Source organism: Aliidiomarina quisquiliarum (genome assembly GCF_023922585.1).
In the GTDB taxonomy this organism is placed as follows: domain Bacteria; phylum Pseudomonadota; class Gammaproteobacteria; order Enterobacterales; family Alteromonadaceae; genus Aliidiomarina; species Aliidiomarina quisquiliarum.
In genome coordinates this window covers 25,548-39,233 of sequence record NZ_JAMFTN010000017.1, presented here as the reverse complement: position 1 = coordinate 39,233, position 13,686 = coordinate 25,548, and the positions used below count along the sequence as shown (strand labels likewise).

Genomic DNA, 13,686 nt, shown 5'->3' with positions numbered 1-13,686 from the left:
TTAAATGCTGTTGATTTGCTTGCTTACCACATACTCAGCATAATAAAGCGGCATAACAAGATTTACCTGTTCTAAAACCGATGAGCCTTGCGTACCCGTAAGCTTAATAGTTTTATCAGGCGTACATTTATTAATATACGACTGCAAAGACTTCGCTTGGGTACGCTTGCTGCTTTTTACTTCTATCGGCACTACTCGCCCTTGGTAATCGGCAATAGTGAATTCTATTTCCGCGCGGGCATCGCCCCATGAGAAGGTCGGATCAAGCCCCTGCGCTACCAATTCTTGCTGGACAAAGTTTTCTGCTACAAAGCCCTTATATTCATATCCCTGTTGCTTTATTTCTTGGTAGCTAACGCCAAGCATGTGATTAAGCAACCCAGTGTCGAATAAAAACAATTTAACCATATTTTCTTTTTTATAGGCCGCAAGTGGGTTACGGGGCGTGCCGCCAATTAAATGATTTTTTAATACCAAACGGCATTTTTCTAACCAATTTATAGCATTAGCAAACTCACTGTAACGAGACTTTCGTTCATGTACGTCTTTAAACTTAAAGCGCTTCGCTGAATGGTATTCACACGCTCTAATAGGCTGTAACCCGCCATTTCATACCACGTGCGCACCACCTCGGACATACCACCAGTGTAGCCACGTACATTTGTGGCGCTTTTTCTGCAAAATACTTAAGTGCTGTAACCGCACGTGGGCGTTAATGCACCTGCAAAGGCATCTGCCATTGCGGGAGACTCAAGAAAGTCAATGCGTAGCACCTGTGGAAACCTAGCTCCCAGTAACTCCTGTAGCAAATATGTTTTTCCTGTTTGCCGAGTGCCGTCAATCAACAACGGCTTGCGCTGCGGTATTTACCTTCATTTAGCCAATAGACATTAAAACGAGACTAAAGCGATAGCTGGCCTATGGTCATGCCTGAAGAATATTGTAATGGTGAAGGAGTGCATTAACGTCTAAATAATTAGAGAGAAGTAGTATGTTGATAAAACTCCGTAATACCTTATTAGTTATGGCGAGTGCTGGTTTGTTGTCGGCGTGTTTTGGACAGCAGAACTTACCAGCCGCCGTGTCTGACATTCATGATCAGTTTGGCGTGTTTCTTGAGCTGCTGATCAAGAACAATATTATTACCGACACCTGGAACTGGAATTTTGGTGATGGCCGACGGTAGCCTATATTTTACCAAAGGCTCGAACCAAGGCTTATGGCACCGAGCCACCACGGGTGAAGAAACCTTAACAATACCTGGCGACATTTTTGGCACCCGCTATTCATGGATAGTAGGACCAACCGGCGCCTATTTTTATAGCCGCACCGAAACCGTCGACAGCGTGTCGTTAACGGTAATTACCTTTTAGGTTGATAATAACCTTGCCAAATCTGCAAATAACGTGCTAGCTCGCTTGCCCAACGCTCATTATCCCAACCAAGCTGTTGTTGTAGCCAAGCCTGGTTAGCTGTTAGCAAGGCCTGCCCACCATCGGGTGTTAGGTTGCCAATATGAGTGCGGCGCAACATCAGGTCGTCTAAATGCACCACCTGCTCCTTATGTATGGCCCAATGCCACCAAGCCTGCAAGGTGGCAGTGTCGGCCGTGGTAATAGGTTGCGCAGCGTCTAAATGGCCTAAACCGGTTGGCCAGTTTATTTCATGGCGAAACAAGGTTTTTTGTCGGTAGCGCCGTTTATATTCACGTTTATCAATCAGCCCTGCGGCTAACAGCACGTCGAGCCCCATAATACGAAACGTAGTCAGCTTACCGCCACTTACCGTTATTCTGCCGGGCGCTTGCCATACCAAATGCCCGCGATCTTCTTCACTGGGCTTAATGTCTTTGCCCGAACGAATAATAGGCCGCACCCCAGCTTGGGTAGAAATAATGTCTTTGTAGTCAATATTACAATGGGGAAACCTTGCCTTAATAAGCTGCAATAAGTAGTCAATTTCTTCCTGCTCGGCGTAGGCTTCTTCAAACTTAGGTTGGGTGTGGTCTAAGTCTGTGGTGCCAACCACCGTATGCCCATACCAAGGAAACACAAAAATCAGCCGTTTATCCACAGGGTGCAACAGTGCCAGCGCATAGTTCACCGGTAATTTATGCGCAGCAAAAATTAAGTGGCTGCCCCGCAATGGGCGTATTTTAGGCGCTGCTGCCGAAAGTTCATCGGCCCAAGTACCCGTAGCGTTTACCACATGGTTAGCGGTAATAACGCGCTCTTCTTGGGTTAAGGCGTCGACTAAAGTGACTTCGCTATGTGCTGGGCTGCCGTCGCTGCTATTAATAGCTTCAATGCTTCGTGCCTGCACATAATTAATTACCTCTGCGCCTTCTGCGCAGGCTTCTTGCAGCACCCGTAATACCAAGCGGCTATCGTCGGTAGCAGCGTCGGTATAGCGCATAGCACCGTTAATTTTATGCACCGCCATAAAGGGCAGTTGCTGCTGTAGTTTTTTTAACGGCAACCATTGGTGATCACGCACCCCAGCAAACCAGTCGTACAACATTAACGCCGCCCCCATGGCCCAGCGACCAGGAAACTGCTTTTTATACACCGGAAACAAGTAAGAATGACGCTGCACCAAACCCGGCAGCTCGTTAATCAGTATCTCGCGCTCACGCAACGATTCACGCGTAAGCCCCACCGCCCCTTGCGCTAAGTAACGCAAACCACCATGCACCATTTTCGACGACCGACTAGACGTACCCCAAGCGTAGTCTTTTTGCTCCACCAACAGCACCCGCAACCCCTGCTGTGCCGCAAGCAACGCCACCCCCGCGCCGGTAATACCACCGCCGATCACCAGCATGTCTACATGTTGGGGTAAGTTTTTTAATTTTGTACGAGTTGGCAGCATGGTGGGGCCTTATGTTAATGGCTTGTTATTATTTTAAAGCGGGCTAAAGTATTCCATTGTAGTTCTTAATAATTAATAACAACAAGGAAGAAAAATGGACATCGATAAGTTACGCCACTTGCACCAACTAAAAGAAGAAGGTGTTCTCAGTGAAGAAGAGTTTCAACAACAAAAACAAAGGTTACTCGACGAACCTAGCGCTACCAACCCAAAAACGGCAACTGAAGCCGTTGCTAGCGGCTCGTTAGACCAACAGCAATACGCCATGTTTATTCACCTGTCGCTATTGCTCGGCTTGGTTTTTCCTATTGTTGGTTTAATTGTGCCATTGGTACTTTGGTTGAGCAAAAAAGACAACCACTATATCGACCAGCACGGACGCACCGTAGCCAATTGGCTTATTAGCTATTCTATTTACGCATTTGTGTCGTTTTTATTAGCCTTTGTCCTCATAGGCGTACCCATGCTAATCGCGCTTGCCGTGTGCCACGTTATCTTTGCCATTTTGGGAGGTTTGAAAGCGAAAGACGGCGTGCTTTGGCACTACCCGTTGAGTATCAAGTTTTTTAAAGCTTCGTTAGATTAAAAGTTATGCAGCCACTACCAAGTTACTGGTAATGGTTGCAGTAAGCACCAACCAAGTACTAAAAGCTGGAACTGCAAGATACTTGATTGATAAAACCCGTGATGCTTTCTTATTCTGGAAGGTTTATTTGAAATTGAGTCATAGGCAACATAACTTTTGGGAGCCTTAATCGCTCACAGCTTGATGTTAAGAATTCTCGCCAGTAAGGCCAAATATGAATACCACAGTTTTTAACAGCGAATTCACGCAGTGTATTTTCGTCTTGCTCTTTATTCATTAAATACCGACCTACTAGAAGACATTCAATGTGCGCCAATACCTTTTCATTTTCTGTGCTTTTTTTGTCTTCACCGACAGTGTCGTCTTTATCAATCCAACGAACGCCTGCCTCAAACTTGAAGTACACATACGTTTGCTTATCTACTTCTCTCACTTCAAATGAATTCACGCCGAACTTATGCTCAACGATAAATTTATGCTCACCGAGGCTAAAGGTTCGATTGAAAACTTCGGCATCAACTTTATCAAAATAAACATCGCTGATCCGTAGATTATTGATGGCACCTTGTAGCTCAACACTTAGCATCCTTCGCATTCTCTCCATTCTACTGGCTTCGACTTCGGTACCTGATATACAGCAGAAGTCTCTGCAACTTGAAAATAACTATCATCCACATTTTCTTCATTCGCTGAGTCTTTGGCAATCACATGCCATTTTGCTGGACTAATAACCTTTGAATCTGGAACTAACCCACTTCTCTTATGCAAATAAGTAAAAGCTTCCGGCAAGCTATCTGCAAGACGCATTAGTTTATCCATAGCTTCAGATTGACTTACGTCATCGTTTTCATACTTAGAAAAAGCGACAGCCCCACCACCAAATACTTGAGCAGCTTCAGATTGCTTTAACCCTAATCGCTCCCGCAACACACGTACTTCGGCACCAGTAAGCAAACCATCCACTTCTTTTTTAAACGCAGTCATTCGACGTTTATTGTCTCGCGCTTGCTGCGGCTGCATCATTTCAACGCCACAAACATCACATTCAGAAAAATCTGTAATCAGTTGCCGTGAGTTTTTCTTGTAGGTGACAGTGTTCACCCCTTGTTGTTGCTCTAGGGTTCCTTCCCCGCACAAGTCACACATCAATCGGTGTTTACTCATGTTTATTTCTCCTATTAAGACAGGTGGCACGAAACCACCAGAAGAAGTTTACCGGCATCATTAAGTGCAAACTTCAGGTAATACTCACTTTCTAACTCTTTTGCAGCTGCCTCAACCCACGCTTTTTCAAACACTACGTAAGAATCACAAGCTGCTATAGTTTTATTCTTTATCCGACACCAGACTGAGTTTCGGTAACGTCCAGTTTTTATCGCTTTAATAATCAATTGAGCTAACGCTTCATTATCGATTTCGAGGTTTTGCATATCATTACGGCATTTTTTTGTGACTGCCCTTATCGCATGGCTATCTGCAACTAGCTTTGCAACTTCCTCTGCCGGATAAAGCGGACCAAAAGGAATTATTCGATCCTTATCGTCTATCCAATCCGTTGGCGGTTCATCTTTAAACCGGCTAAGAACTCTAACAGTTACCATTATGGTAAGTCCACTCCATATTTCAAGTTTTAAACGACTCGGCAATGACTTAAATGTATGCAACAAGAAATCCAGAAGCAAAACAGATAGCTCTACCTCACCACTGAATACTTATGGAACAACTGTGCCGAAAGTGGCCGTTGCAGGCGCCAAGTAATATTCATTGGCCGGGCACCTTCACTTTTCACCAAAGTAACCGGTCCACATGCTCGGTAAGGTGAGTCGGTATTGGTACGAATAAATAATTGATAGCGCCAGCCATTGCTGCCACTTTCAAGGTATTGGCGGCCGGTTGGTGTTGCTGGAGCTGCTGTGTTTTGCGATTGCCAATGAAATAGCTCCCTGCTAATCGCATAGTCGTCATAAGCCACACCTTCGTGTAAGGCGCTTTTTTTGTCTAAGGTTACAAAAAGAAGCTCCAGCTTTTCATCCCTATTTCGCCATACTCCCGCTTGGTGTGGGGTATAGCTTGTTTCAGTATAAAAACCCACAGCTGTTAGTATTTCTCGAATTTTGTAAGCGGCGTGTAACTTTAAGCCTGTGTGTTCTAGTCCTAACAAGGGCTTGTAGTTTTCATTGGTGCGAACATCCAGTGCGTTTGCTAATTCCACCAGCTCAGCTTGAAATGCTGGATTGCTTTGCAGCCCTTCAACGAAGTCAGCGGCACTTTGCGCGCCTCGTCCTCCCTGAACTTGGTAAGCTAGCATTAGCATGCGTAAACGAAACAAGGGCTCGTCGCTGAGCTTATTCAGCCCAACTTTACGAATTACTGCAATATAGTCTGGATCATCAATATGCAGCATGTCTTTAAACCGGCGATTTAGTTTTGTTTCCTCATCGCTCAATTCGTTATCGATTAAGTTGGCATCTCGTTTAAGTCGAGTCCACCCTGAAGCGCCCGACTTTCTATAAATATCACTCAGCTCCAAAGCTTGCTCACGAACAAACTCTGCTAACTGCACGTCTTGCCCTTCATGCCGTAACGCATACGTTGTTAGTTCAGTCTGTAGCCGAAGCCAATTCAAGCTTACGGCTTGTCTTAAATTAGCTAAAACCTGTTCACGAGCCTGGCGCTGAAATTGTAAGTAACACCCAGGTGGCAAGGAGCCAAAACCATGCTCAATTCCATCCATAACTTGACGTCGTGAAAGCCCTGTAATTGAGCTATAAAGCACATCAAAGCGAAAGTCTTGCGAGTATTGGCCGACGAAGTCTAAAATTAAACAACTGTCTTTCCCTTCATGCAGGCGTAAGCCCCGCCCAATTTGCTGCTGAAATAACGTTGCACTTTGCGTTGGCCTTAATAACAGCAAGGTATCTACAAAAGGTAAATCAACCCCCTCGTTGTATAAATCGACTGTCACAATTACGTTGATTTCGCCTCGCTCTAGCATTTTTGGTAATTGCTCTCGCTCGGCCTGCGGAGTAGTTCCAGTTACTAAACCCGCTTTAATGCCACAGTTATTAAAGAATTGAGTCATAAACTCTGCGTGTGCAACCGACACACAAAATGCTAAGGCTTTGCAGTCTTCAATGGCGCTTACATGCTCCTGCCAAGCGCGCACAATTGCTTTCGCCCTGCTGGTTTCACCGGTAAGAATATTGTCGAGCTGTGAAGCTTCATTGGCAGCACGCCAATTTACACCACTGTAGTCCACACCGTCGGCACAGGCGTAGTATTCAAACGGCGCGAGTAGATGTTGCTCCAGCGCATGCCAAAGGCGTAGTTGCGCAGCTGGCGTGCCGTCTGGCCGAGCGTCAAAGTGGCGAAAAATATTTTGCCCGTCTGCCCGCTCAGGTGTTGCTGTTAACCCTAACAAATACTTAGGCGTTGCTTGCTCAACTAAGGCTACAAATGTGCGGGCTTCAATATGATGACATTCGTCAATCACCAAAACATTCCAATAGTCAGTGCCAAATTTTTCAATGAGTGCGCGCGAGTGCACACTTTGGATGGTGGCAAATAAATGCGTGTGCGATTCGGGATCATGTCGCCCATCAAGATAGTCGCCAAAATTATTATCTCTTAATACATGCTGGTAGGTTGCTAGTGATTGCCGTAAAATTTCACTGCGATGTGCCACAAATAACAGTCGTGGCCTCCCACCTTCTTGCTGGCACAGGCGTTTGTAATCTAATGCGGCCATCACGGTTTTTCCGGTACCTGTAGCCGCTACCAGTAGGTTTCGATAACGCCCATGAGCCCGCTCGTTATCCAGCTGATCTAAAATAATTTGTTGAAAAGGTTTGGCTTGAATGTCTAAAAAAGTGGTAATTACATTTGTGCCATCAACGAAACCACCACGCTCTCGCTGCAGCGCCTGCTGAAGTTCTTTACGATGCCCTTCATCATTCGGGTTATAAAGCTGAAACTCCTCGTCTTGCCAGAGAGTTTCAAAATGAGCGCGAGCACGCTGATAAAGTAAGGTTTGGCCCTTTTCAGTGAATTTTACCGTCCATTCCAAACCACCCATTAAGGCCGCACCAGATAAGTTTGCACTACCTACATACGCAGAGCCAAAGCCGGTATCACGTTCAAAGATCCACGCTTTGGCATGCAGACGATTGCGACGCCCATCGAGTGATATTTTTACTTCGCAGTTTGGCAGTTCGGCCAACATATCGACTGCTTTTTGATTCGTGGCACCAGTATAGGTCGTCGTGATAATGCGTAGGCTAGTTCTAGAAGCTTGGTTAGCATCGGTTGCGGTAATATCGCGCAACAAGTTAATAATTTTGCGAACGCCAGAAACCGTAATAAAACTCATCAAAATATCTACATGCTGACAACTCGAAAGCTCTGCCTGGAGTTCATGAAACAATGCAGGTGAATCTTTACCTGAAGTGAATAACCAAGGCTGAGCCATGCCTACTTGGGGCAAGCTTATTGAGGACGATGGATGATGGAGTGCACGTAACACTTGTGGCGGCACGCTGTAATTGCTGTGTTCAGTATCTATGTTTGCCAGCTGGCGGGAATAAACTATGAGTTCATTTAATATTTCAATTTGACGCTTTAACCGCCCGTCTTGACTGCTATCGTCATGGTTTAGCTCTGCTAACGCTTGAGAAATATTTGCTGCCAGCACCTCTGCTAAATGCCGACTACTCGTTGCCAGGTCTAGTTGTTCGCTAACTTCCGCTAAGCCAGACTCGTCAATGCGTTTTTGTAACGCATTGCTTTTTAACAGTTCGTAAAACCCTTCCTTCATTGGCTGATATCCCTTAAGTGCATTGGCATGAGCTAAGGTGCCAGGTTTGTTAGGGTTCGGCAATAAGCTTACCTCATTGCACTGCCCTTAAACATAACGATATACTAATATTTCATTTCATCTACACAGCAGGTGCGGCATTGCACTTTGGGGGCTTGAATGGCATTCGTTGGCTGGCTAAGTAAACACTTAAGTTTAAGTATTCCGCTATTTATGCTGCTGGGTTTGGTTGTTGGGCTTACTCTGCCAACAGCTAGTTTGGCCGTGCTTATAGCGCCTTTTACATTACTTATGGTGTACCCGATGATGGTGGGGGTTAAACCCCAGCAGTTGGTCGCACCGGGTGGTAATGCGGTGCAGCTTTGGGCGCTGGTGCTTAACTTTTTGTTTATTCCTTTTGTCGCTTTTATGTTGGGCCGGGTGTTTTTTGCTAACCAGCCTGCCCTTGCGCTAGGTTTGTTGTTAGCGGCACTGCTGCCTACCAGCGGCATGACTATTTCTTGGACAGGCTTTGCCAAAGGTAATGTGCCAGCGGCAATTAAAATTACCGTTATCGGTTTGTTTTTAGGCTCTGTGCTTACGCCTTTTTATGTGCAGTTTTTGCTTGGCTCTAAAATTCCAATGCAATTAGGCATGGTGTTCCAACAAATTTTGCTGTTTATTGCCGTGCCCTTAATTGCCGGCCAAATAACTCGTAACTTCTTGGTACGTAAGCATGGCGCCGAGGTTTTTCAGAAACAATATGCGCCTAAATTTCCGCCTTTCTCAAGCTTAGGCGTATTGGGCATCGTTTTTGTAGCTATGGCATTGAAAGGGCCTAGCCTAATAGAGTCGCCTAGCTTAATTGTGTGGTTGTTTATTCCGCTACTGCTGCTCTATGGCGTGAACTATGTGGTAAGTACCTTTGTAGCCAGGCAGCGGTTAAACCGCGGTGACGGCATTGCCTTGGTGTACGGTACTGTTATGCGTAACTTGTCGATAGCCTTGGCTTTGTCGATGACGGCGTTCGGCGAAGCCGGCGCCGAAGCAGCGTTATTAATTGCCTTGGCCTATATTATTCAAGTGCAGTCAGCCGCTTGGTACGTGAAGTTTTCAGAAAAGCTCTTTCCGCAACAAAAAAAATAAGCTACGAAGTATTGGGTGCAATAAAAAAGGGGCTATAAGCCCCTTTTTCTATTTTTAAACATACGTTATGCAATACATGCCTACATCGCTTTGGTTTCGCTAATGTAAGTGTTCACAAACTGTTCGAGCACGTCTAGCGGTACTGGGCCATTGCGCAACACCACATCGTGGAACTTACGAATGTCGAAAGCGTCGCCTAGTTCGGTTTTGGCTTTTTCCCTTAGCTCGACAATTTTTATCATGCCAATTTTATACGCGGTAGCCTGGCTTGGCATAACAATATGCCGTTCAACCATTTTTACTGCGTCGGCTTCAGCATTGGGGGTGTTAGTTACGTAGAAGTCGATACCTTGCTGGCGGGTCCACTGCTTGGCGTGAATACCCGTGTCGACTACTAAGCGCACAGCACGCCACAATTCCATGGCTAGGCGGCCAAAGTCTGAATATGGGTCTTTATATAGGCCAATTTCTTTGGGTAATAGCTCTGTGTATAAGCCCCAGCCTTCCGTGTAGGCCGTGTAACGACCAAATTTACGGAACATTGGAATGCCTTCTAGCTCTTGCGAAATAGCTATTTGCATGTGGTGGCCTGGAATACCTTCGTGGTAGGCCAAGGCTTCCATTTGGTAGCTAGGCATTGAAGGCATGTCGTACAGGTTGGCGTAGTAAGTGCCTGGCCGGCTGCCGTCTAACGAAGGTTGCTGGTAAAACGCTTTACCCGCCGACTGTTCACGAAAGGCTTCAACCCGCTTCACCACTAAATCGGCTTTGGGTTTGGTAATAAACAACTCGTCGAGCCGTTCACGCATGTTGTCGATAAACGCTGTGGCCTCGTCGAGATAGCGCTGGCGACCTTCGTCGGTAGCAGGGTAAATGAAGTCTTGGTTGTTACGCATGTGCACGAAGAATTCTTGCAAGGTGCCAGCAAAGCCTACTTTTACCATAATTTCACGCATTTCATTATGAATACGTGCTACTTCACTTAAACCAATGTCATGAATTTCTTTGGCGGTTAAGTCGGTGGTGGTAGTTCGTTGTAACGCATTGTTATAGAAGGCTTCACCGTCGGGGAACTTCCAAGCACCGTCTATGCTGTCGGCTTGGGCGGCAATGCCTTCAACCGCACTAATTAACTGTTCGTAAGCTGGTTTCACCGATTCCAGCATGGCTTGCTGGGCGGCGTCGCTCAGTGCCTTATGTTGCTCTGCGCCTAAATTTAAAGCCGTAAGCTTGTTATTAAAGTCGGCCCATAAGGTACTTGCTTCGCCGTTATCAAAGGGCGCACCGGTAATTATATTTTGGCTGTCGCTAATTACGTAGGGGTACACAAACTGCGGGGCAATAATGCCCATTTCAGCACGGGCATTTAAGTTTTCAGCTAGCTGCTTGAACAATTCCGGCAAACCGTTTAGCCGAGTAATGTAGGCTTCTGCGTCGGCCACATCGGTAATGCGGTGTTGGTTAATAAGCAACGACGCCACACTGGAATGCAGGCCAAACATTTGGTTCACAGGGTAGCTGTAATGGCGCCATTTATAGTCTGAAATTTCGCGCTCTAACTGCTGTGTAAGTAACTGCCAGCTAAGTTTGGTTTGGCTGTCGAGTTTGCTTGGGTCTATCGCCATTACTTTGGTAAGGAAGCTTTTTCGCAATTCAAGATCTTCCGCCGCACGCGCATCGGAAAGGTCGTCCCACTTGTCTTGGTCTTGTTTTATGCCAAGGTACGACTGGTAGGTTGGGCTACGCATAACGTAGGCCATGCAAGGTATGGTGTTCAATATCTATTCGTTCGGCGGTGTGTGGTTTGCGTTAAAATACCGCCTTATTACGACCTTCTTTTTTAGCTTGATACAACTTTTCGTCGGCGGCTTGAAGTACCGCTTCACTACTAAGCTGGCCCGGGTGGGCGTCGGCAATACCAATACTTGCTGTTACTGTAATGTCGTTCATTAGCGGACTTTCATTAAGCTCATAAACTATTCTATTGGCTAAAATAGTCGCTTCTTCTATGCTCGTTTCTGTACAAATTATTAAAAACTCTTCACCGCCCCAGCGGCCAACAACGTCGGTGCCCCGCGCAGTTCGCTTTAACAATTGCGCAATAGCCTTTAGCACCTTGTCGCCGATTAGGTGCCCGTATTTGTCGTTAATAACCTTAAAATGGTCAATGTCGATTAATAAAATGGCTGTACTCAAGTCGCCCTTCCTATTAGGCGTTTCTGTAAAGGCTTCATTCAATTTTTCGTCTAAATACAACCGATTATAAAGTTTTGTAAGTGGGTCGGTTACCGAGGTTTTTTGTAGCTGCCGATATGCCGCCCGCCGCGAACGTTCGTAGTGGCGGAATATGAACAGCTGCGCAATAGACACCTCAACAAAGTTAAATAAAGCGCCTAAGGTTAAGTTAGCCGTTACTCCTGTATTCAAAAAGCCATTCAGAAGCCAAGCACAATACCCAAACACAGCAGCCGTAACCCATGTGCCTACTTTTATACCTTGTAAAAAGAAAACCAGCGGCGGAATTAACGTAACCCAAAGAAATGAATAGTTTCGCCCTTGCGACAATTGAATAAACCCTAGCAACACAAAAATAAGGGTAAACACCACCAACCAACGGGCGACATAAAAGTTTCCGCCGCGACTAACAAATACAAAAATACCCGCTGCTAATACAAAACCGGCAAAATCAAAGGCCGCAATAGCCGCACCGTCGAATAAGGTAACGTTTAGAATAGATAATCCGCTGAAGTAAACCAGCATGATCAGCAAAACGCTGTAAAGCAGAGAAACTTGGTGGTAGCGAGGATCATCCTCAGCAATATTCGGGTGGAACCGACGCCAAAACTTCATACATAGCCACTGGTTTGTTGCGTTAGTGTTTATACTATATGGGTTAACTAAGCATTAGCAATGGCCATGTGTTGTTGCAGCCCGCCAAGAAATAAACTAACACCCACTTTTTAAGGCATAATTGGCCCAGAAACCTTTTGTTAGCGATAGGAGTTAATGATGTCACGCGCACATGCTTTACGCATTTTGGTAAAAACCCGCGAAGAGGCCGAGGCGCTGAAACAAGAAATTGCCGCTGGTAAGAAGTTTGGCGACTTAGTCCGCAAACATTCACTTTGCCCTTCCGGTAAAAAAGGCGGCGACTTAGGTGAATTTCGCCGCGGCCAAATGGTACCCGCCTTCGACAAAGTAGTGTTTGGCAAACCCACCATCGATGTGCATGGCCCAGTAAAAACCAAGTTTGGTTGGCACTTAATTAAAACCTTGTCGCGGGGTTAAACATTTGCAATATGATAACGCGTACTGCGCCCACCACCTGGCAACTTTTTAAGTACCTCATGCGCAAGCAAGTCGGTTAAATGACGAGTTGCCGTGGCTTTACTGACCTTCGCCACGCGCTGATATTGTGTAGCGTTTATGCCATGCTCGAAATCACCATCTAGTAACCGGTTTATTACTTTACGCTGGGGCTCCGAAAAAGACTTGTCTGAATGCTTCGCCCAAAACTTGGTTTTAAATACAGTACGCCCGATTTTTGCCAAGGCACCTTCCACTGAAAGTATGAGCGTTTCAACAAACCACGTTAACCACGGTGTTATTTCAGTGCCGTGCTTTTGGGTGTATTCCAAAATATCGTAGTATGCTTTTTTATGTTCAAGAATAGCTTCCGACATGGCAAATAAACGAATGCTATGCTGATCTGATTGCGCAAGTGCTCGGTCGGTTAAGGCACGAGCAACACGACCATTACCGTCTTCAAATGGGTGAATGGTTACAAACCAAAGATGAGCAATTCCGGCCCGAACTAGCGGGTCTAGCGCGTTTGAAACACTGCCATTAAACCATTGCATAAAGAGTTCAAGCTCATTTGCAACGGCCTGTTTAGGTGGCGCTTGAAAGTGCACTTTGGGTTTTAACAACGGGCCACTCACAATCTGCATAGGGGCTTCGCCGCGGAGTTCGCCAGGCGCAACCTTTTGCATGACAGATTCGTGCCCTTGGAATAGCCAATTATGCCACTGCAACAATGTTGCTAACGTTAGTGGTTGCTGCCAACCCGTTACCGCGTCAGTTATTAATTGAGCAAGGCTTTCGCTTTGTTCAGACACTTTTATTGGCTGCTGTTCATTTATACCTAACTGCCTTGCATGCTTCAGCGCCCTGAGCCGAAACCACACCCATTCGGCTCAATACATGAGCTGAATAGTAGGGTTTTTCGGCTCACCTTACAACCAATGCTGCATTTGGTTGGCACTTAATTAAAACCTTGTCGCGGGGTTGA

The 13,686-nt window shown here is 45.9% G+C and carries 13 protein-coding genes and 1 pseudogene; 5 read left to right on the top strand and 9 right to left on the bottom strand.

Annotated elements, in window-relative coordinates:
* Window positions 1-866, bottom strand: a pseudogene (locus tag M1L23_RS14990) (DUF4143 domain-containing protein).
* 125 nt (window positions 867-991) lie between these two features.
* On the opposite strand from M1L23_RS14990, the gene M1L23_RS05870 reads away from it, so the two are divergent.
* Both M1L23_RS05870 and M1L23_RS05865 read left to right on the top strand, forming a co-directional pair.
* Window positions 992-1,186 (top strand): hypothetical protein, encoded by a 195-nt coding sequence (locus M1L23_RS05870; protein ID WP_252626249.1) that lies wholly within the window; start codon window positions 992-994, stop codon window positions 1,184-1,186.
* Entirely contained in the window at window positions 1,173-1,373 is a 201-nt protein-coding gene (locus M1L23_RS05865; protein WP_252626248.1) for a hypothetical protein, read from the top strand. The genes M1L23_RS05870 and M1L23_RS05865 overlap by 14 nt, the downstream gene beginning before the upstream one ends.
* On the opposite strand, the gene M1L23_RS05860 is transcribed toward M1L23_RS05865, so the two are convergent.
* A complete protein-coding gene (locus M1L23_RS05860; protein ID WP_252626246.1) occupies window positions 1,363-2,871 on the bottom strand; it encodes a glycerol-3-phosphate dehydrogenase/oxidase in 1,509 nt (502 codons plus the stop codon). The two genes, M1L23_RS05865 and M1L23_RS05860, sit on opposite strands and share 11 nt — an antisense overlap.
* A 94-nt stretch (window positions 2,872-2,965) precedes the next feature.
* Between M1L23_RS05860 and M1L23_RS05855 the strand changes: the two genes are divergently transcribed.
* On the top strand, window positions 2,966-3,457 hold the full coding sequence (locus tag M1L23_RS05855) for a magnetosome magnetite crystal formation protein family (RefSeq protein WP_252626245.1): 492 nt from the start codon (window positions 2,966-2,968) through the stop codon (window positions 3,455-3,457).
* A gap of 109 nt (window positions 3,458-3,566) precedes the next feature.
* Here the strand turns inward: M1L23_RS05855 and M1L23_RS05850 are convergent, their stop codons facing one another.
* The 4 genes from M1L23_RS05850 to M1L23_RS05835 form a co-directional block, all read right to left on the bottom strand.
* Window positions 3,567-4,043, bottom strand: a complete 477-nt coding sequence (locus M1L23_RS05850) for a hypothetical protein (RefSeq protein ID WP_252626243.1) — start codon at window positions 4,041-4,043, stop codon at window positions 3,567-3,569.
* On the bottom strand, window positions 4,037-4,621 hold the full coding sequence (locus M1L23_RS05845) for a type II toxin-antitoxin system MqsA family antitoxin (RefSeq protein ID WP_252626242.1): 585 nt from the start codon (window positions 4,619-4,621) through the stop codon (window positions 4,037-4,039). The genes M1L23_RS05850 and M1L23_RS05845 overlap by 7 nt, the downstream gene beginning before the upstream one ends.
* Before the next feature lie 14 nt (window positions 4,622-4,635).
* Window positions 4,636-5,058: a hypothetical protein gene (locus M1L23_RS05840; RefSeq protein WP_252626240.1), complete on the bottom strand. Its 423-nt coding sequence runs from the start codon at window positions 5,056-5,058 to the stop codon at window positions 4,636-4,638.
* A 92-nt stretch (window positions 5,059-5,150) separates the two neighbouring features.
* Window positions 5,151-8,333 (bottom strand): DUF3427 domain-containing protein, encoded by a 3,183-nt coding sequence (locus M1L23_RS05835; protein WP_252626237.1) that lies wholly within the window; start codon window positions 8,331-8,333, stop codon window positions 5,151-5,153.
* Between the two features lie 96 nt (window positions 8,334-8,429).
* On the opposite strand from M1L23_RS05835, the gene M1L23_RS05830 reads away from it, so the two are divergent.
* Window positions 8,430-9,395, top strand: a complete 966-nt coding sequence (locus M1L23_RS05830; protein ID WP_252626235.1) for an arsenic resistance protein — start codon at window positions 8,430-8,432, stop codon at window positions 9,393-9,395.
* Window positions 9,396-9,475: 80 nt separating this feature from the next.
* Here M1L23_RS05830 and M1L23_RS05825 read toward each other — a convergent pair whose 3' ends face one another.
* Together M1L23_RS05825 and M1L23_RS05820 are read right to left on the bottom strand one after the other, a co-directional pair.
* A complete protein-coding gene (locus M1L23_RS05825; RefSeq protein WP_420840630.1) occupies window positions 9,476-11,143 on the bottom strand; it encodes a DUF885 domain-containing protein in 1,668 nt (555 codons plus the stop codon).
* A 61-nt stretch (window positions 11,144-11,204) separates the two neighbouring features.
* Entirely contained in the window at window positions 11,205-12,245 is a 1,041-nt protein-coding gene (locus M1L23_RS05820) for a GGDEF domain-containing protein (protein ID WP_252626234.1), read from the bottom strand.
* Window positions 12,246-12,404: 159 nt separating this feature from the next.
* Between M1L23_RS05820 and M1L23_RS05815 the strand changes: the two genes are divergently transcribed.
* Window positions 12,405-12,683, top strand: a complete 279-nt coding sequence (locus tag M1L23_RS05815; RefSeq protein ID WP_274707209.1) for a peptidylprolyl isomerase — start codon at window positions 12,405-12,407, stop codon at window positions 12,681-12,683.
* On the opposite strand, the gene M1L23_RS05810 is transcribed toward M1L23_RS05815, so the two are convergent.
* Complete coding sequence (locus tag M1L23_RS05810) at window positions 12,680-13,513, bottom strand: Fic family protein (protein WP_252626232.1); 834 nt, start codon at window positions 13,511-13,513, stop codon at window positions 12,680-12,682. The two genes, M1L23_RS05815 and M1L23_RS05810, sit on opposite strands and share 4 nt — an antisense overlap.
* Window positions 13,514-13,686 lie beyond the last annotated feature (173 nt).